Origin of the sequence: Candidatus Berkiella aquae, assembly GCF_001431295.2 — a bacterium.
Taxonomy (GTDB): Bacteria; Pseudomonadota; Gammaproteobacteria; order Berkiellales; family Berkiellaceae; genus Berkiella; species Berkiella aquae.
In genome coordinates this window covers 3,204,698-3,225,407 of the sequence record NZ_LKAJ02000001.1, presented here as the reverse complement: position 1 = coordinate 3,225,407, position 20,710 = coordinate 3,204,698, and the positions used below count along the sequence as shown (strand labels likewise).

Sequence of the window (20,710 nt, the reverse complement as noted above, 5' to 3'; positions counted from 1 at the left end):
GTATGACTTGAAGTATATGGGCTTTCTATCAATCAATATCGATAATAATCAGGCTTATAAGGTCCATCGATAGCAACCCCTAAATAGGCGGCTTGCTTTTTGGTTAAGGGGGTGAGTTTAGCACCGATTTTATCAAGATGTAATCTAGCGACTTGCTCATCGAGTTTTTTTGGTAGCGTATGCACACCAAGCGGATAATGTGAACTATGTTGCCATAATTCCATTTGGGCTAACACTTGGTTGGTGAAAGAGGTAGACATCACAAAACTCGGATGACCTGTTGCACAACCTAAGTTCACTAAACGACCTTCGGCTAACAAGATAATACGCTTATCATCGGGAAAAATAACATGATCGACTTGAGGTTTGATATTTTCCCACGGATATTGTTTTAATGAGGCCACATCAATTTCTGAATCAAAATGGCCAATATTGGCGACAATTGCTTGATGTTTCATCTGTCGTAAATGATCATGCGTGATAACATCAATATTGCCTGTTGCTGTGACAAAAATATCTGCCTGACTTGCAGCTTCTTCCATGGTTACCACACGGTAACCTTCCATTGCCGCTTGTAATGCACAGATAGGGTCAATTTCGGTTATCCATACCGTTGCCCCTAGGCTGCGTAATGATTGGGCACAACCTTTGCCAACATCGCCATACCCCAAAATTACCGCAATTTTACCGGCAATCATCACATCGGTTGCTCGCTTTAAGCCATCAACTAGTGATTCGCGGCAGCCATAGAGGTTGTCAAATTTGGATTTGGTCACAGAGTCGTTAACGTTTATAGCCGGAACTTTTAAGGTTCCTTGCTCAGCCATTTCAATTAATCGCCTAACCCCCGTGGTGGTTTCTTCTGAGATCCCTTTAATATCATTTAATAAATCAGGATATTGTTCATGCAGCACTTTAGTCAGATCGCCACCGTCATCTAAAATTAAATTAGGACGCCAGCCGTCATCTCCTAGTAATGTTTGCTCAATACAGCGCCAAAATTCGGCTTCGGTTTCGCCTTTTTTAGCAAAAACAGGGATACCCAGCGCGGCAATGGCACTGGCAGCATGATCCTGAGTTGAAAAAATATTGCACGAAGACCAACGAACGCTAGCACCTAAGGCAATTAGGGTTTCAATCAAAATGGCGGTTTGAATCGTCATGTGCAAGCAACCGGCAATGCGCGCGCCTTGTAGCGGTTTGCTTTGTTCATATTGTTGACGCAATGCCTGCAATCCTGGCATTTCTGTGCGTGCAATGGCCATTTCTTTAAAGCCCCATGAGGCTAAACTGATATCTGCTACCCAATAATCTTGTGATGCCATATTGAATGTTCCAATGAAAAAGGTTTATGAAAAACTTCACTACGACTAAATCAAAATAGGCCCAAAAAGGACGTTCCTTAAAAAGCTTCTTGCTTTAAGAGGTCAGCTTTGTCAGTGCGTTCCCAAGCAAATTGTGCTTGCCCAAAATGCCCATAAGTCGCGGTTGGTCGATATTGGGGTTTTTGTAAATCAAGCATGGTAATAATCCCTTTAGGGCGCAGGTCAAAATGCTTTTCAATTAAAGCAACGATCTTATCTGGCGCAATTTTATGGGTACCAAAGGTTTCTAATCCAATGCCAATCGGTTTAGCAATCCCAATCGCATAAGATATTTGTAGTTCTAGTTTATCGGCGAGTCCTGCTGCAACCACATTTTTGGCGACGTATCGAGCAGCATAAGCAGCCGATCGGTCGACTTTGGAAGGATCTTTGCCCGACATTGCACCACCACCATGTCGTGCCATGCCGCCATAAGTATCGACAATAATTTTGCGTCCGGTTAAACCGCAATCCCCTTGTGGCCCGCCGATCACAAAGCGTCCTGTGGGATTGATATGGTAGATGGTGTTCGCCGTTAACCATTTTTCAGGAATAACCGGTTTAATAATTTCTTCCATTATCGCTTCTTTTAGCGCAGCTTGACTAATCTCTGGGTCATGCTGGGTTGAAAGCACAATGGTATGAATGCTAATCGGTTTATCATTTTCATAGAGAAACGTTATTTGACTTTTGGCATCAGGACGCAACCATGGCAAAATTTTGTGCTTGCGCACATGAGCTTGTCGCATCATTAATTGATGTGCATAAGAGATAGGTGCGGGCATTAATTGTTCGGTTTCCATGCAAGCATAGCCAAACATCAAACCTTGATCGCCTGCGCCAAGTTCATGATTTTCTGTTTCATCAACGCCCATTGCAATATCTGCAGATTGTTTGCCTATGGCATTGAGTACCGCACAAGATTCATAATCAAACCCTAAGTCAGAATGATTATAACCAACATCTTTAATGACTTGACGTGCAATATTTTCAATGTCGACCCACGCATTGGTTCTCACTTCACCGCCAACCAACACCATACCGGTTTTGACTAAGGTTTCGCAGGCAACACGAGCATGACGGTCTTGTTTTAAAATTTCATCTAGCACGGCATCTGAGATCTGATCAGCTATTTTGTCGGGGTGACCCTCAGAAACGGATTCTGAAGTAAATAATGTGTAACTTGACATGGAAATCCTTTTTTCGGCAATGACATCCCTATCCAGAGGTTAGCAGATCGATTGTTTTGAGTATACTCTGTGCTCTTTTGAACGGAGTAAGGGAGATCATCGAGATGGCATTAGTTCAAACACCGGGTGTCGAGCTTGGCCGAAAAGCACCCGATTTCAAGCTGTTAGGCGTTGATGGACTGCATTATAGTTTGGCAAATTGCTCTAAGAAGAACGGTTTGCTGGTCATGTTTATTTGTAATCACTGCCCCTATGTGAAGGCCATTTTGCCAAGATTGATTCAGGATGTGCAGGCATTAGAGGCTCAAAGTATTGGCTGTGTTGCCATTTCCTCTAATGATCCAACAGATTACCCCGAAGATAGTTATGAAAATATGCAAAAAATAGCAAAAACCATGGGTTTTTCGTTTCCTTATCTTTTTGATGAATCTCAAGCGGTCGCAAAAGCTTATGGAGCCGTATGTACCCCTGATTTTTTTGGATATAATACCAACTTAGAGCTGCAATATCGTGGACGTTTAGATGAAAGTGGCATAAAGCCTGCCCCTGCTGATGCTAAACGTGAGCTGGTAGAAGCAATGCTCATGATTGCCAAAACGGGTAAGGGCCCGCAAAACCAATTGGCTAGCCAAGGATGTTCTATCAAATGGCGATTTTAATAGGGACTTTTCAAGTCAGGTGATATAATTTGCGCGTCGATTTGTTCGTATTGTGTAATCTTGATAACATACATGGGTGGTGAATATGGTAGCGCTTTCTCGTCGGCAATTAGCGAATGCAATTCGTGCGTTAAGCATGGATGCAGTGCAAAAGGCCAATTCAGGTCATCCTGGTGCCCCCATGGGGATGGCGGATATTGCAGAAGTGCTATGGAATGATTATTTACGACACAATCCTCAAGACCCCAATTGGCTAAATCGAGATCGCTTTGTATTATCCAACGGCCATGGGTCCATGCTGCTTTACTCGCTCTTACACCTATCCGGTTATGATGTCACCATGAGTGATCTCCAAGCTTTTCGTCAATTACATTCGAAAACCCCAGGCCACCCTGAATATGGCTATACCCCAGGTGTTGAAACAACGACAGGTCCTTTAGGCCAAGGATTTGCTAATGCAGTCGGTATGGCATTAGCTGAGCGTGCTTTAGCGACACAATATAACCGCGATGGTTTTCCTATTATCGATCATTGGACCTATGTATTTTTAGGCGATGGCTGCCTTATGGAAGGTGTTTCCCATGAAGCCGCTTCTTTTGCAGGCTCGCAAGGATTAGGAAAATTAATTGCGATTTGGGATGATAATGGGATCTCCATTGATGGCCCTGTTAAACCCTGGTTTGGCGATGATACGCCGATGCGCTTTGAATCTTATGGTTGGCAAGTTATTCGTGATATCGACGGCCATAATCCACAAGCAATTAAAGCCGCAATGGATGAAGCGCGGGCTAATACGGCGCAACCGACGTTGATTTGTTGCCGTACGATTATTGGTTTTGGTGCGCCCAATCTACAAGGTAAAGAAAAATGTCATGGTGCTGCACTCGGTGAAAATGAAGTTGCCGCGGTACGGGAAACCTTAGGCTGGTCATATCCACCGTTTGTTATTCCAAGCGATATTAAAAATGCTTGGGATGCAACCCAAAGAGGCACGCAGCAACAAGCCACATGGCAAATATTATTTAATCAATACCAAGAACAACATCCCCACTTAGCGCAAGAATTAATGCGCCGCTTGCATAAAACCTTACCTCAAAATTGGCAAGAGCATGTGAATGCATTATTAAACCAAATATCAGAGCAAGCTAAAACGATCGCAACGCGCAAAGCATCACAATTGGTATTAGAAAGCATTGGTGAATTGTTGCCAGAACTGATGGGTGGTTCAGCTGATTTAACCGATTCAAATTTAACCGCATGGGGTGGTTCTAAGGCGATTAGCCCATCACAACCCGGTGGAAATTACCTACATTACGGTGTGCGCGAATTTGGTATGGCGGCCATGATGAACGGAATGGCGTTATATGGCGGATTCATTCCTTACGGCGGAACGTTCTTAACCTTTGTTGATTATGCTCGAAATGCTGTACGTATGGCGGCTTTAATGAAGCAGCGTAGTATTTTTGTCTTTACGCATGATTCGATTGGCTTGGGTGAAGATGGTCCAACCCATCAACCGATTGAACATATCACCATGTTGCGAGCTACGCCACAATTGCACAATTGGCGCCCATGTGATGCAACCGAAACGGTAGCAGCATGGCAAGCCGCCATTGAACGTGTTGATGGCCCAACGACTTTAATTCTGACAAGACAAGCGGTTAAAGCTCAACCACGAACCGAGCAACAATTAAAAGATATTGCTAAGGGTGGTTATGTTTTACAAGCAACAGCAAGCAAGCCTGATGTATTGCTGTTAAGCACGGGTTCAGAAGTCGATTTATGTATGGAAGCTGCAAAACGCTGCTTGGAGCACAATATTCAGGTACAAGTCGTTTCCTTGCCTTGCTTTGAAATGTTTAGAGCACAAGATGCCGCTTATCAAGAACAAGTATTGCCCAAAGCAGTCACCAAACGGGTTGCGGTAGAAGCGGGTGCAACGCTTAGCTGGCATCAATATGTTGGACCCAACGGACGTATTATGGGTATCGATCGTTTTGGCGAATCAGCACCCAGTGACAAGATCTATGAAGCATTAGGATTAACAGTAGAAAATATTACCGATACCGTCATGGCATTGGTAAAAAATGAGGGGTAAACATGACTATTAGAATCGCTATTAATGGATATGGCAGAATTGGTCGTAATATTCTCAGAGCGCTCTATGAGCAAAATCGGCAAAATGATATTAAAATTGTTGCGATTAATGATTTGGGTGATACCAACATTAATGCACATTTAACCCAATATGACACAACCCATGGTCGTTTTAAATTTGATGTGACCGTTGGGCAAGATGGCAGTCTTATTGTTGATGGCAATGAAATTCAAGTTTTTTCAGAACGCGATCCTGCTAAATTACCTTGGAAAGCATTAGATATTGATGTTGTTTTAGAATGCACTGGCTTTTTTGCTTCAAGAGATAAAGCACAATTGCATTTACAAGCAGGCGCTAAAAAAGTATTAATTTCTGCTCCTGCAGGTGACGATGTTGATGCAACCATTGTTTATGGTATTAATCATCAAACCTTAAAAGCAAGCGATACGATTGTTTCCAATGCTTCTTGCACAACCAATTGCTTAGTACCGTTGGTGAAACCATTACATGAGCAATTAAAAGTAGTGAGTGGTTTGATGACAACGGTTCATGCTTATACCAACGATCAAGTTTTAACCGATGTGTATCATACCGACTTACGCCGTGCGCGTGCTGCGGGTCATTCGATGATCCCAACCAAAACCGGTGCGGCTAGTGCCATTGGTCTTGTGATGCCTGAACTAAAAGGCAAACTTGATGGTTTTGCTATTCGCGTTCCAACCATTAACGTTTCGGTTGTTGATTTGTCTATTGTGGTTGAAAAATCAACCACTGTTGATGAAGTTAATCAAATTTTGAAGAAAGCTTCGGAAACGGAACTCAAAGGTATTTTGGCGCATAACAGTGCACCATTAGTTTCGGTTGATTTTAATCATAATCCAGCGTCTTCTATTTTTGATTCTACCCAAACCAAAGTCATTGGCAACCTGGTGAAAGTATTATCTTGGTATGACAATGAATGGGGCTTCTCAAATCGTATGTTAGATACAGCTACGGCAATGGCTAAGGCAAAATAACATGCAAAAAATGGCAGAGATTGCCCTTGCTGGCAAAACGGTATTGATCCGTGAAGATTTTAATGTGCCAATGCAAGATGGAAAAATTACGCATAGCGCAAGGATAGAAGCCGCTTTGCCAACCTTACGTATGGCATTAGCGCAAGGCGCCAAGGTGATAGTGATGTCTCACCTTGGGCGTCCTGTTGAAGGTCAATTTGATGCGCAATATTCATTGAAACCCGTTGCCGATTATTTAGAAAAAGCGCTAGAACAACCGGTTCCTTTATTTGATATCGACCATGTGCCGAATCTGCAACCTTCGCAAATCGCATTGCTAGAAAATGTGAGATTTTTAGAAGGTGAAGAAAAAAATGCGCCATTACTGGCGAAGCGCTTGGCAGCGCTTTGTGATATTTTTGTGATGGATGCCTTCGCGGTTGCACATCGAGCGCAAGCATCAACGGTGGGTGTTGCTGAATATGCGCGAGCCGTTTGTGCAGGGCCTTTACTACAGAAAGAGTTACAAGCACTAAACAAGATTTTTGATCATCCGCAAAAACCGGTTCTCGCTATTGTGGGTGGCAGTAAAGTATCCACTAAATTGCAAGTGTTAACCAATATGTTGGATAAAGTAGATATTTTGGTGCTTGGTGGTGGGATTGCCAATACTTTCTTGAAAGCAAAAGGATTGCCCGTCGGTGATTCATTGTATGAACCCGATTTAGTGCCAACGGCGCAAGAACTGCTTTTAAAAGCGCAACGTTTGGGCAAAATCATTTGGCTACCAGAAGATGTTGTCGTCAGCGATACGATGGATAAGCAAGCGAAAACAACCACTAAGCTTGTGAATGAAGTGAGTGCAGGCGATAAAATATTTGATATAGGCACCCTTGCAAGAGAGAGTTTGCTTAACACTATCCAATCCGCGAAGACCATTTTATGGAATGGTCCAGTAGGGGTCTTTGAACTTGAGCCATTTGCAATGGGCACTCAAACCTTAGCAGAAGCAATTGCTATGAGCCCTGCTTTCTCGGTTGCCGGAGGTGGTGATACCTTAGCGGCGATTGAGCAATTTCAAGTCAGTGAGAAAATCTCCTATCTCTCAACCGGCGGTGGAGCCTTTTTAGAAGCACTAGAAGGGATCACCCTACCTGCAGTCGCTATTTTAGAAGAACGTTCTAAAGAATTAATGGTATAGGGAATAATATGCCACGGCGCACAAAAATAATAACAACCTTAGGCCCTGCAACCGATCAATACGATAAAATGTATGCTTTAATTGAGGCTGGTGCGAATATCATGCGCATTAATCTCTCGCATGGCAGTCATGATGAGCATCGCAAACGCATTGAATTGGCGATGAGCTGTGCAAAAGAACTCAATAAAACTATTGGCATTTTGCTTGACTTGCAAGGTCCTAAAATTCGTATTGCGAAATTCCAAAATCCCGAAGGTATTTTGTTAAAAGATGGCGACACTTTTTTCTTAGATGCCAATTGTGACAAACACGCAGGAAACCAAACCGAAGTAGGGCTTGATTACCCTGAATTACCGCAAGAAGTTTCAGCGGGTGACCAACTGTTACTTGATGATGGGCGTATTGTCATGTCAGTTGTTGGCGTGAAAGGATCACGGATTGAATGTCGCGTTGATAATGGTGGCAGGCTTACCAATAATAAAGGATTAAATCGCAAAGGAGGCGGGTTATCAGCACCCAGCTTAACTGAAAAAGATATCAATGATATTGATTTCATTGCGACACAACCGGTTGATTATGTGGCTTTGTCTTTCCCACGAGAAGCGGCGGATATTCACGAAGCGCGTCGGTTATTACGACAAGCAGGAAGCCAGGCACAAATCGTGGCAAAAATTGAAAGAGCAGAAGCCATTACCAATATCGATGAGCTCATTGATGCTGCTGATGCGTTGATGGTTGCACGAGGTGATTTAGGCGTTGAGATAGGCTTTGCTGAGTTACCAGGCGTGCAAAAACATATTATTAATCGCGCCAGAGAGCGTGATAAGCCCGTCATTACTGCGACGCAGATGATGGAGTCGATGATTCATAATTCGATTCCAACGCGCGCCGAAGTCTCAGATGCTGCCAATGCGATTTTAGACGGAACAGATGCGGTCATGTTATCGGCTGAAACCGCAACGGGAGATTATCCGGTAAAAGTGGTTTCTACCTTAAATGAAATTTGTTTGGCGGCAGAGCGTCATCGCGCACCGCGATTGATGGTGCCAGAAACAAATGAAAAATATGATAGACATGATAAAGCAATAGCAATGGCAGCGATGACCATTGCCAGTCACGTGCCTATCAAGGCAATTGTGGCGTTAACCGAATCAGGTTCAACGCCTTTATGGATGTCGCGTATACGTTCTGGGATCCCGATTTATGCCTTAAGTCGTGATCCAAGCACTTGTCGACGAGTCACTTTATATCGTGGTGTTTATCCGGTTGAATTTGATTTAACGCTCCATAAAATATGGGAAATTTCAAGACAAGCCTTAGCCTTACTCGTCAAACAAGGGATTTTACAAGAAGGTGACAAGGTTATTGTGACCAAAGGTGACGTTTTAGGTGTCGTGGGCCATACTAACGCCTTAAAAATACTAACAGCACAAGCAAAATTAGATTAATTGACTACTAATACGAGGGGAAGACTATGCCTTTAATTACTATGCGACAATTACTCGATCATGCGGCAGAAAATGATTATGGTGTGCCTGCATTTAACGTTAACAATTTAGAACAAATGCGTGCAATCATGGAAGCGGCTGATAAAACCGATAGCCCGGTGATTGTACAAGCATCAGCAGGCGCGAGAAAATATGCAGGTTCCCGTTTCTTAAAACATTTAATTGAAGCGGCAATTGAAGAGTTTCCTCATATTCCTGTTTGCATGCATCAAGATCATGGTGCTTCCCCTGCGGTATGCCAACAATCCATTCAATTAGGGTTCTCCTCTGTCATGATGGATGGCTCTTTGATGGAAGATATGAAAACTCCTTCCAGCTTTGAATATAACGTGGATACGACCTCGTTAGCGGTTGCAATGGCGCATGCGTGCGGCGTTTCCGTTGAAGGTGAATTAGGATGCTTGGGTTCATTAGAAACCGGTATTGCCGGTAAAGAAGATGGCTCAGGCGCAGAAGGTAAGTTAACCCATGATATGATGTTAACCGATCCAGAAGAAGCTGCTCGTTTTGTAAAAGCAACCAAGGTTGATGCACTGGCGATAGCCATTGGTACGAGCCACGGTGCTTATAAATTCACCCGTCCACCTACCGGTGATATTTTAGCAATTGAACGCATTAAAGCGATTCACAAACGTATTCCTGATACCCATTTGGTTATGCATGGTTCCTCTAGCGTGCCACAAGAATGGTTGCATGTGATCAATGAATTCGGCGGTGATATGGGCGAAACCTATGGCGTTCCTGTTGAAGAAATTCAAGAAGGTATTCGTCATGGTGTGCGTAAAGTGAATATCGATACCGATCTTCGCTTGGCAGCAACCGGCGCATTACGTCGATTCTTTGCAATGAATAAACGTGAATTTGATCCTCGTAAATATTTAATTGAAGCGACCAAAGCGATGCGCGATATCTGTATTGCGCGTTATGAAGCTTTTGGTACCGCAGGTCAAGCGCACAAAATCAATGCAATTAGCTTGGAAAAAATGGCGCTACGCTATAAGGCCGGCGAACTCGACCCACGCGTCAACCTATAATTAGTCTTCGCAGATGACTTTTCGGGGGTGTTGGCGCGCGCTCACCCCAGTCATGCACTTTTCGTGCACTCCTGGGGATTTGCTTACTTGCTGCCTACCCGACGAGGTACCCCTTGAGGGTAAAAGTCATCTGCTTTGACTAAATTGTCCTATTAAAATGAAGAAAAAATACATTCTCAAATTCATTTACCTTTAGACAAGGCGCCAAGTTCTCGAGTAACAGGAGTGTATAATTAATACACGACTGTTATAAGAGAACGCCGGCAACACCGTATAAAGGTAAATGAAGAAGAGAATTAGGTGGAGGGGCGTTGGTTGATTAACACAAACGGCGCACTATAACGCATATTACCCGCTTCAATTTGTACCACCGCATGCCAGACCATATTGTCCTGAATACAGGTAGGCAGAATGGTTTGCGCGCTATAACTTCCCTCTTTATGAGGCAGTAAGGCTGAGCGAAACTCGCCCATATTCATTTCCGCGCCTTTAAAGTTAATATACATTTTTTTAACAGGTATTCCTGTTTTGACTTCAAGTTGCACGGAGGTCAGAACCGGCATATGGGTGGGTCTAATATGTAATTCGATTTTTTCACCGGAGGGTAAGCGAGAGACGCAAGGGCCCCGCCGCAGATCACAATCAGGAACAGGTAATGTCACGGTCCTAGAAGTTTTCCAACTAGCATAAAATTGATATGCGCAGAATAGTGAGCCCAACAGTACAAAGAGTCCGCCCGCTAAAAGCCACTTATCTTGTCGCAGAGAAATAGCCATGCATTCTCCTAGGTTATTTGCGGGTAGTTTACCAACTGGTGATAAGTTCGTATAGAGAAAGGCAAAAAAAAAGCCTAGTTCAAAAGGGAGCTAGGCCAACAAAAGACAGTCAAGAGACTGTCCTGAAAGGGGTCCATCCATGGACAGGGGGAAATACTTAGTGGAACTCAGTATGTTGTTGGATCTGTTGGCTATGATCTTCATTAACCGGGGCCACAAGCGTTTGGGTATGGTCATGGCCAGTATCAACAGCATGATGGGTTGTGGTTTGTAAACGTTCAACTTCAGATTGCGCGCTTGCAAATGAACTTCGTGCACTTTCCACTTCACCTTCAGCAACATTATAACGTTGTAAGCAAGTGTTATATTGTTGTTCAGCTTGGGCATGATTGTTGAATGCATCAGTCAATTGATCCCACGCATTTGCTGCCTTTTCCAGTGCTTCGATTTCAGCTTGTGCGGTTTTATATTTGGCGAGCTTAGCTTCATCTCGCTCAATGCATCGTTTAGTGGCAAGATAACCATCAGGATAAGAAGCTCTCATCTCGCCCCACCAGAGGGTTTTTTTGTTTTCTTCATATTTTGCTTCTAAAGGCGTAAATTCTTTATGAAGCTTGATTAATCCTTGCTCAAGAACAGGAATACTTGAAGCGAGCTTATCTTTAACATCATCAACGGTATGCAATTTTTTATGATCTTCAGCTAAAAAGAGAGGCTTACTAATTGCGACGGCTCTGGTATCCAATGCTTTATGAGCAGCGATTGCATTTTGATTTGCCCATGCGTGGCCTTGAGCTGAATCATCTTGTGCATTAGCAGGTACCGTAAAATCAAAGTATTTAGCAATATCTTTGAGTTCGGTTGCACCATTAAAGGTTTGCGCGTAAGTTTTGGTTTCCTCTAATGTTTCTTGTGCAGCTTCTTTACGTATATCTGCACGGTGCAATTGCTCTTCCACTAACAGTTTAGTTGCATTTGCCAATTCAAATCGCTCAGTTGCGGCACGTAAAGTGCTTTGTGCGACTTTCATTTCGCCAGAAACTAAAGGAGCACCTTGAGTCATCAGCGCTTCAACAGGCGAAAGTGTACTTGGGATCCTCGGTGTTTCAGCTAAATTGAAATCTGCGAGTAACTCATCCACGAGGTCGTCTTGCATGCCTGTTACCACATCACTCGTTTGAAGAGGGGCAGATGAGGTTAATTTCGCTGCGGTTACTTCGGTTGTTGGTTCAAGGTTAAGGTCAAACCCATCTAATAAATCATCAACAGTGTCATCATCAACTTGGAACTGTATTTCTTCGCTTTGGTGCAGGTTATCGAACGTTATACCTTCTAATAACCCGTCAACAGCCTTACGATCAACGGAGTCGCTAGATTGATCTAAAGAGAAATCATCTAGCAAATTGTCAACTTGTTGAGTGTCAAAAGCGGCTGCATTGGTCAGATCAAGAACCGACACGTTCTTCGGTGCAGTTGATGTTTCGACGACAGGCTCACCAAACATCGCTAACAGGTCGTCAACTTGGTCTTGATGAACGACATTGCTCGTAGTCTGTGCACTGTCAGTTTCAGATATCACAGGCTGCACATCAACGGTTGTCGTCACGGTTTCTGCTTGAATGGGTGTTTTAACCTCAGTTTCTTTTGTCGATGTTTCTATAACGGTAGCGATTGCTTTAGGTTCTGTTACCGTTTCTTCTTCAGCAAACATGCTTAACAGATCATCAACTTCCTCTTCATCAACCTGTGTTTGGGTTGTTGTGGTCGTGATGACAGGTTCTATAACGAGTTTATCTTCTGTTAATGTAACAGGAGCTTTCTCATCGGTGTCAGTCGCAAACAAAGTAGTGACATCAAGATCTTCACTTGAAGAGGATGATGCGGTGCTTTTAGGCACAGAAATTGGCTCAGGTTGTTGTTGCGTTTGTGTTGAGATAACAGGTTCAAGAACCTCAACGTTATCCGTGGTTTTTACCACTCCCTTTGGTTCTGTTTCAAACAAGGACAGATCGAGATCATCGCTTGATTCTGATGATGAACTTGTCAGTGAATCCAAATCCATCTCTAATAAAAGTTCGTCTATCAGTTGGTGGTCGACACTCGACGTGGTACCAAGAACCTCGGCTGGGATTTTGGGAGCACCGGTTAGGGTTTCTTCACCAAGCACGGTTGCTTTTGTAGGTTCAGAAGCGGTTGTGTCGAACATGGATAATAAATCATCCACTTGTTCTTCATTGACATGATTTGTATCTTCATTTGTGAATAAAACATCATTCTCTAAATCAGAGAAGAAGGTATCAGCTTCCTCTTCGCTGGAGTCGCTACCTTGGCTAGCCGTGAGTAAGTCTTCATCATCTTCACTTTCGGTTGTGAGAGCGTTTAACAATTCATCGACCGTCTCATCGGTAACGGAATCGCTACTATCACGTAAAGTGGAAGGTTTTCCTTGTGCGATGTTTAGCACGGATTCTGTTAAGGCGTTCATCGATGGGGTAGCTTTTACTTCACGTAAAGGTTCTTCAACCGTAGTATCTACAGCTGTAGTCCCTAATGCAAGTTTTGCGGCATTTTCTGGTGAAGATACTGCATTTTGCAATGGTGTTGACGTGAGTCCAAGCCATGGTAAAGGATTACTCATGTCAGCAACTTGTGTCACAGAGATTGTGGGCTTTGTCAATTCTGTTATTTCAGGTGTTGTTGTGGCTTCATCGAATGTTGATTTAACCGGTGTTGAAATCGTGGGTTCAACGGTATCGTGACTCGCTTCAAAGTCTGCTAATAAATCATCAACTTGCTTCTCATCAACTTTTGCATTATTTACTAAGCTTAGCAAGTTTAATGGGTTGACTGCATCCGCTAGATTTTGCACAGTCAATTCGGTTTCTGTGGTCTGTGCAACCGTTGTGTCAACAACAGGTGTCTCTTTCACCGGTGTTGATTGTGTTGGCGTTGTTAACCAGTTCCAAAAGCCGGTCGCAGCTTGTTTCAAGAAGCCGGGTTGTGCTACTTCTACATCAGTCGGTTTGGTTTGAGTCTGTGGTTCAACCGCTGGTTTTTCAGGAGCAATATCAAATTCAGCTAATAAATCGTCAACTTGTAATTCGTCGACGGTATTATCTTTTTTATCCGTGAGTGTCGCGTCTGCAATGATTTCAGGTGTTTGCACTTTAGGTGTTTCAATCGTTGTTGAAGTTTCAACCTTGTTTTGATCCGTTTTTTCAGCAACTGTTAGCGTGGGGGTATCAAATTCAGCCAGCAAGTCATCGACGGCAAGATTATCAACCTTATCGCCTTGAGTAACCGTTGGGGTTTGTTCAGCAGGTTTTTTAGCGCCGCCGCCAAATCCCAATAAGGTATTCAACAGGTTAGACGGGTTGATTGCATCTGCAACTTGTGTAAAGGTTGATGTTGGATTGGTTTTTTCATCTTGTACTTTAGGTGGTTCAACCGTTGTTGTGGTAACCACTGGTGTGTCCATATCCGCTAATAAAGTATCAACCGCTTCATCGTCCACTTTCTCTTCAGTCATTTTTCCTTCAGTGGTGTTATCAGACAAGTTGAAATCATCCAGTAAAGCATCAACGGCTGCGTTATCAACGGAGTCATCTTGGGTAACTGTTGGTTCAGCAGGCTTTTTAGCGCCGTCACCAAATCCAAATATAGTATTCAACAGGTTAGAAGGATTGATTGCATCTGCAACTTGTGTAAAGGTTGATGTTGGATTAGTTTTTTCATCTTGTACTTTAGGTGGTTCAACCGTTGTTGTGATAACCACTGGTGTGTCCATATCCGCTAATAAAGTATCAACCGCTTCTTCTTCTACTTTCTCATCCGTGATGTTATCGGATAAGTCGAAATCATCCAGTAAAGCATCAACGGCTGCGTTATCAACGGAGTCATCTTGGGTAACTGTTGGTTCAGCAGGCTTTTTAGCGCCGCCACCAAATCCAAATATAGTATTCAACAGGTTAGAAGGATTGATTGCATCTGCAACTTGTGTAAAGGTTGATGTTGGATTGGTTTTTTCATCTTGTACTTTAGGTGGTTCAACCGTTGTTGTGGTAACCACTGGTGTGTCCATATCCGCTAATAAAGTATCAACCGCTTCATCGTCCACTTTCTCTTCAGTCATTTTTCCTTCAGTGGTGTTATCAGACAAGTCGAAATCATCCAGTAAAGCATCAACGGCTGCGTTATCAACGGAGTCATCTTGGGTAACTGTTGGTTCAGCAGGCTTTTTAGCGCCGTCACCAAATCCAAATATAGTATTCAACAGGTTAGAAGGATTGATTGCATCTGCAACTTGTGTAAAGGTTGATGTTGGATTAGTTTTTTCATCTTGTACTTTAGGTGGTTCAACCGTTGTTGTGATAACCACTGGTGTGTCCATATCCGCTAATAAAGTATCAACCGCTTCTTCTTCTACTTTCTCATCCGTGATGTTATCGGATAAGTCGAAATCATCCAGTAAAGCATCAACGGCTGCGTTATCAACGGAGTCATCTTGGGTAACTGTTGGTTCAGCAGGTTTTTTAGCGCCGCCGCCAAATAAATTACTGAAGAAATTTAAGGGATTAATGGTATCAGCAACCTGTGTAAAGGTTGATGTTGGATTGGTTTTTTCATCTTGTACTTTAGGTGATTCAACGGTTGTTGTGGTTTCATCCGTGGTGTTATCGGACAAGTTGAAATCATTCAGTAAGGCATCAACGGCAAGATCATCAACCTCGACCGTATCATCTTTGGTAACGGTGGTGTCAGCAGGTTTTTTAGTGCTGCCGCCAAATAAATTACTGAAGAAATTTAAGGGATTAATGGTATCAGCAACCTGTGTAAAGGTTGATGTTGGATTGGTTTTTTCATCTTGTACTTTAGGTGATTCAACGGTTGTTGTGGTTTCATCCGTGGTGTTATCGGATAAGTCGAAATCATCCAGTAAAGCATCAACGGCTGCGTTATCAACCTTAGCCGTATCATCTATGGTGGTGTCAGCAGGTTTTTTAGCATCGCCACCCAATAAATTATTGAATACATTGAAAGGATTAACCGCGTCAGCGATTTGTTGCATGGTACCTGGTTGGGTTGGATTAGGATTATTGTTACCTGCAACGTTGTTACCTGCAACGTTGTTACCTGCAACGTTGTTACCTGCAACGTTGTTACCTGCAACGTTGTTACCTGCAACGTTGTTACCTGCAACGTTGTTACCTGCAACGTTGTTACCTGCAACGTTGTTACCTGCAACGTTGTTACCTGCAACGTTGTTACCTGCAACGTTGTTACCTGCAACGTTGTTACCTGCAACGTTGTTACCTGCAACGTTGTTACCTGCAACGTTGTTACCTGCAACGTTGTTACCTGCAACCTGGTTGCCGGCATTATTTTGAAGACCACCACCTAGGTTACCTGGAGCAACAGCGCCGCCAGGGATGCGTGCGGGTATGGCAGGAGGTGCCATGATAGCAACGGAGGCGTCAGTGCTTATAGGTGCTTTGACAAAACCGCTATCTTTAGCGATATGCATATTGTCACTAACATCAATTGAGCTTAAATTAATTTTGTGTGAATGAACACTATTTACTTTATTTGCTAAGGTTTGTATGGAAGCTAAAAGAGCACGTTGTTCACTGATGGTAATCGGGCTTGCTGAGAGCTCGCCTTTTAGTTGTAATTGAACACGATGTAATGCATGAGCAAACCCATTTGATAAAAGGCCTTCATCGTCCATCACTTCTTTCAGTTCTTCAAGCATTTGCTCTTCATAACTTAAGAGAGGATTGTTTTCTGATAAATCGAGTTCTTCAAACAAAGCCTCACCTTCCTGCGCATGCGCAGGTTTAACAAGCGATTCTGCAGCTTGAATTATTTTCTCAATAAATAAATCGAACTGAATAGATTCAGCCGGCGCTAGCTCTAACTTGTTATCAGGAGGTAATGTGCTCATTTTTCGATCCTCAGCAATCAAAATATAAATAGTATGGGAAATAACTAACATCGCATATTACTGAAGGGTGGAAGTTTTTTACAGGAAAAGCAGATTAAGTGAATTAACTAAGGGATGGGCAGTCAGCGGCAGCAAAGCGGTTAAATAAGTCCTTTTAATGAAAATCCGATAAAAGGGGTTTTAAAGCAGGCCAAAGGTTATCGAGCAAAATAGGCTGCGCACTCGCTGTGGGATGAATTCTGTCTTGCAACATCAATTCGGGTTTCAAGGCAACATTTTCTAAAAAGAAAGGCACTAAGGGGAGCGAATAGTCTTGGCTGAGTTCAACATAATTTTTGGCAAACTGCGTTGTATAGCTAGCACCATAATTGGGAGGCAAACGCATACCCACCAATAGTACTTTCGCTTTATGTGCTATACACAGCTCGATCATTTTTTTTAGATTGGATCGAATGGATAAAATTGGCAACCCTCTTAAGCCATCATTGCCACCTAACTCGATAATGACAATATCGGGGGAATGTTTGGTTAATTGTGTTGGTAAGCGTTGTAAGCCGCCTGCGGTGGTATCACCAACGATACTGCTATTAATGACCATCACTTGAGGGAAATCTTGTTTAAGTTTGTTCTCTAATAAAGCAACCCATCCCGCATGCGGCGCCATTTGGTAAGCAGCACTTAAACTGTCACCCATGACTAAAATGGTGGGTTTGGCCAATGCATTTGTGATGCAAAGAAACAAGCCACATAGGAAGGTCAGCAAAGTTAGACTAAAGTTACCTCTAAGGGAACATATTTTAATCATAGGTTATATGGCCATTATTTCTGCACAAGCGGTTGAAAAACGAGTGTTTGCTTTAACGCAACCCATTGATATCTTAAAAGGGGTTGATCTTGACGTCAATGAAGGAGAAACCTTAGCCATCTTAGGCGCATCTGGCTCGGGTAAGACCACACTGCTTAGTTTACTAGCAGGATTGGATACACCGACGCAAGGCGAGATCATCCTGCAAGGTATTAAATTGGCTCGTTTGACAGAAGATGAACGTGCGACCGTACGCTTAGGTCGAGTTGGCTTTGTCTTTCAAAATTTTGATTTATTGCCTCAATTAACGGCCATTGAAAATGTCATGTTGCCATTAGAGTTGCAAGCCAAACCCGATGCGCGACAAATGGCGACAGATATCCTCCATGAATTGGGTTTAAAAGAGAGATTAAAACATTATCCAAGACAGTTATCGGGTGGTGAACAACAGCGGGTAGCTATTGCCCGTGCCTTCGTGACACAACCCAAGGTACTTTTTGCCGATGAGCCAACCGGTTGCTTAGATACCAAAACCGGAGAAAAAATAATGGCATTACTGTTCGATCTGAATGCCAAACACCAGACGACTTTAATTTTTGTGACGCATGATTCAGGGCTTGCACAGCGTTGTCAGCGCAGGGTCATGCTGGTTGATGGAAAATTAACAACATGATTATGCGTCTCGCTCTTTTGCAGTTATGGCGAAGCAGAGCACGTGCAGAGTTTCGTGTACTAAGTGTTGCCATGATTTTAGCGGTCTTTTCGGTAACATTGCTTTCTTGCTTGACTCAAAGTCTGGGGCATTTGTTTTTAAAAGATGCAACATCTTTACTCGGCGCTGATCTTATTATCGAATCTGCTCATCCTATACCGGAAAAGATTAAACAGACTATCGAGCAAGAACACATTCAATATTCCCAGAATGTTGAATTTTTTAGCATGCTCGTTGTCAATGATAAATTGCAATTAACCAATGTGAATGCCATCTCAACCCCTTTTCCTTTACAAGGCGAGCTTCGGATATCGCAAGCTGATAATAAGGCAAGCGTGCTTAAAGAAGCGCCACCGCCCGGTGAAATTTGGCTGGATCGAAGCCTTGCTAACAAATTAGAAGTGAAATTAAATGACGCTATCCAACTGGGCAATATGATATTAAAGTTCACCGGTATCATTGAGCAGCGCCCGTTAGCCATGTCGGGCAGCAATGTATTAGCGCCACTTTGTTATGTCAATATGAAAGACCTAGCTGCAATGGCGGTACTACAACCGGGTTCACGTGCAACCTATCGATTATTGCTAGCAGGGCAAGAAAATAGACTAAAAAATTTACAAGCCACTTTAGAAAGCGAACCGCTCAATGAGATCAATTGGATAACGCCGCAATCAGGTAGGCGAGGGCTGGGGCAAACCTTAGCAACGGTAGAACGTTATGTTTCTCTTATTATGCTAATTCAAGTTTTTTTAGCAGGCATTGCGATTGCGCTATCAGCACATCAATTTAGCAGTGGCCAAAAAAGACAAGTTGCTTTAATGCGTTGTTTAGGAGCAAGTAGTCGCACGATATTTGCTGTTCATTTGTTAGAATTATGCTGGCTTGCCTTGATTGTGGTTTTAATTGGCATTGCGCTTGGATATGCTGGGGCGCTATTGCTGTTGAAATACGCGCAAACAGCAGGATTTTATGCCGCGACGCTTAATTGGCAAGGTGGGTTATTAGGCGCTTTAACAGGTTTCATTTTATTATTGGGATTTGCTTTCCCACCCATCTACGAATTAAAAAAAATCTCGCCAGCGAAAATATTCCAAGACAACTTTGTTCCCGATGCAGGTATTCATTTTCTCAGTTATGCGTTAGCCATTGTAGCTTTGGCCATGCTCTTTTTTGTGTTTGTGAGTGAGCCAGAGGTTGCCTTCCAATTAATGATAAAATCCAGCATTTTAGGTGCATTTATTTATGTTGCTGCCTGGGGTGTGTGGTTTTTATTTGAACCTTTAAGTCGTATTGGGGGGCTGTCTTGGCGCTTTGGTGTTTCTTATCTCATTCGCCATCGCAGCCAAACCATTAGTCAGTGGTTGGTTTTTGCGTTTGTTATCATGTTGTTGATGTTGGTACAAATCATCAAGCAGGATTTTATCGAGCAATGGCGTGCACAGTTGCCGACTCAAACCCCAAATTATTTTTTAGTGAATGTACAAAATGAACAACTATCATCATTGCAGCAATGGCTTGATAAACATGACATTCACGATGTCACATTTTATCCGGTTGTTCGTGCCAGAATGAGTCATATTAATGGTCAAGAGGTTGGGCAAAATAGAGGATTATCAAGACCCATCAATTTAACCTGGATGGAGCATATTCCTAACAATAATCACGTTGTTGCAGGGAATGAGTGGGGACCCTCATTAAATGGTCAGGCAGTTGTCTCTGTTGAAAATGGCTTTGCCAAGCGACAACAGTTAAAAATGGGTGATACCGTCAGTTTTCAAATTGAAGAAGACCTCGTGACGGCAAAAATTGTGCAACTTCGCACATTGGAGTGGACCTCTTTTACACCTAACTTTTTTGTGATTTTTCCAGATAATGTGCTAGAAAAATATGCTCATTCTTACATAACCAGTATTTATGTTCCCAAGAACCAAAAACCGACATTATTTGCTTTAGCCAAAGACTATGTGGAAATTTCTATCATCGATATCGATGATATTTTGCATAGCATTCGAAATATGATTAACCAGTTGTCAAATGCGTTAGAAGGGTTATTGCTCATTGTTTTTGCCCTAGGCATTTTAATTATGTACGCAAGTTTGCTATCTTCTTTGCGAGAACGCTTGCAAGAAAGCGCCATGCTACAAATTTTAGGGGCGAAAAAAGTGTTTATCGGTAAGCTATTAATGGTTGAGTTTGGTTTGTTAGGATTATTTTCAGGTTTGGTGGGGAGTGCCATGGCTATGATTTTAGCCAAAGATCTCGCCACACGTTATTTTGCAATGACCTTCACCTTGAATATAAAATGGCTTTTTTATGGCACGCTATTGAGTACAGCAGTGATTATTGTTTTTGGTTTAGTCGGGGCCAGAAAAGTGTTTCGGGTGTCGCCATTATGGTTATTACGCCAGAGTAGTTAAGGAATAA

At 42.8% G+C, this 20,710-nt stretch carries 13 protein-coding genes; 8 read left to right on the top strand and 5 right to left on the bottom strand.

What is annotated here, in order from left to right; all coding sequences use genetic code 11:
• Positions 1-32: 32 nt before the first annotated feature.
• Together ahcY and metK are read right to left on the bottom strand one after the other, a co-directional pair.
• Positions 33-1,325 (bottom strand): adenosylhomocysteinase, encoded by a 1,293-nt coding sequence (gene ahcY, locus HT99x_RS14210; RefSeq protein ID WP_259566861.1) that lies wholly within the window; start codon positions 1,323-1,325, stop codon positions 33-35.
• A 77-nt stretch (positions 1,326-1,402) separates the two neighbouring features.
• Positions 1,403-2,554: a methionine adenosyltransferase gene (gene metK, locus HT99x_RS14205; RefSeq protein ID WP_075065272.1), complete on the bottom strand. Its 1,152-nt coding sequence runs from the start codon at positions 2,552-2,554 to the stop codon at positions 1,403-1,405.
• Positions 2,555-2,658: 104 nt separating this feature from the next.
• Between metK and HT99x_RS14200 the strand changes: the two genes are divergently transcribed.
• The 6 genes from HT99x_RS14200 to fba all read left to right on the top strand — a co-directional run bounded on the left by HT99x_RS14200 (position 2,659) and on the right by fba (position 10,049).
• Positions 2,659-3,213 (top strand): redoxin domain-containing protein, encoded by a 555-nt coding sequence (locus HT99x_RS14200; RefSeq protein WP_075065273.1) that lies wholly within the window; start codon positions 2,659-2,661, stop codon positions 3,211-3,213.
• Between the two features lie 85 nt (positions 3,214-3,298).
• Complete coding sequence (gene tkt, locus HT99x_RS14195) at positions 3,299-5,311, top strand: transketolase (RefSeq protein ID WP_259566852.1); 2,013 nt, start codon at positions 3,299-3,301, stop codon at positions 5,309-5,311.
• 2 nt (positions 5,312-5,313) lie between these two features.
• The gene (gene gap / locus HT99x_RS14190; RefSeq protein ID WP_075065275.1) at positions 5,314-6,327 is read left to right on the top strand and encodes a type I glyceraldehyde-3-phosphate dehydrogenase; all 1,014 of its coding nucleotides are present in this window, start codon (positions 5,314-5,316) and stop codon (positions 6,325-6,327) included.
• 1 nt (position 6,328) lies between these two features.
• Positions 6,329-7,507, top strand: a complete 1,179-nt coding sequence (locus HT99x_RS14185; protein WP_075065276.1) for a phosphoglycerate kinase — start codon at positions 6,329-6,331, stop codon at positions 7,505-7,507.
• 8 nt (positions 7,508-7,515) lie between these two features.
• The gene (gene pyk, locus HT99x_RS14180) at positions 7,516-8,955 is read left to right on the top strand and encodes a pyruvate kinase (RefSeq protein ID WP_075065277.1); all 1,440 of its coding nucleotides are present in this window, start codon (positions 7,516-7,518) and stop codon (positions 8,953-8,955) included.
• 26 nt (positions 8,956-8,981) lie between these two features.
• Positions 8,982-10,049: a class II fructose-bisphosphate aldolase gene (gene fba, locus HT99x_RS14175; RefSeq protein ID WP_075065278.1), complete on the top strand. Its 1,068-nt coding sequence runs from the start codon at positions 8,982-8,984 to the stop codon at positions 10,047-10,049.
• A gap of 296 nt (positions 10,050-10,345) precedes the next feature.
• On the opposite strand, the gene HT99x_RS14170 is transcribed toward fba, so the two are convergent.
• The 3 genes from HT99x_RS14170 to HT99x_RS14160 all read right to left on the bottom strand — a co-directional run bounded on the left by HT99x_RS14170 (position 10,346) and on the right by HT99x_RS14160 (position 17,463).
• Complete coding sequence (locus HT99x_RS14170) at positions 10,346-10,825, bottom strand: hypothetical protein (RefSeq protein WP_075065279.1); 480 nt, start codon at positions 10,823-10,825, stop codon at positions 10,346-10,348.
• Between the two features lie 157 nt (positions 10,826-10,982).
• Entirely contained in the window at positions 10,983-16,769 is a 5,787-nt protein-coding gene (locus HT99x_RS14165; protein WP_259566848.1) for a hypothetical protein, read from the bottom strand.
• A gap of 154 nt (positions 16,770-16,923) precedes the next feature.
• Positions 16,924-17,463: an arylesterase gene (locus tag HT99x_RS14160; protein ID WP_445971450.1), complete on the bottom strand. Its 540-nt coding sequence runs from the start codon at positions 17,461-17,463 to the stop codon at positions 16,924-16,926.
• A gap of 118 nt (positions 17,464-17,581) precedes the next feature.
• Here HT99x_RS14160 and HT99x_RS14155 point away from each other — a divergent pair, with 118 nt between their 5' ends.
• The gene (locus HT99x_RS14155; protein WP_075065282.1) at positions 17,582-18,247 is read left to right on the top strand and encodes an ABC transporter ATP-binding protein; all 666 of its coding nucleotides are present in this window, start codon (positions 17,582-17,584) and stop codon (positions 18,245-18,247) included.
• Positions 18,244-20,703, top strand: a complete 2,460-nt coding sequence (locus HT99x_RS14150) for an ABC transporter permease (RefSeq protein WP_259566845.1) — start codon at positions 18,244-18,246, stop codon at positions 20,701-20,703. Before HT99x_RS14155 ends, HT99x_RS14150 begins: the two co-directional genes overlap by 4 nt.
• Positions 20,704-20,710: the final 7 nt, after the last annotated feature.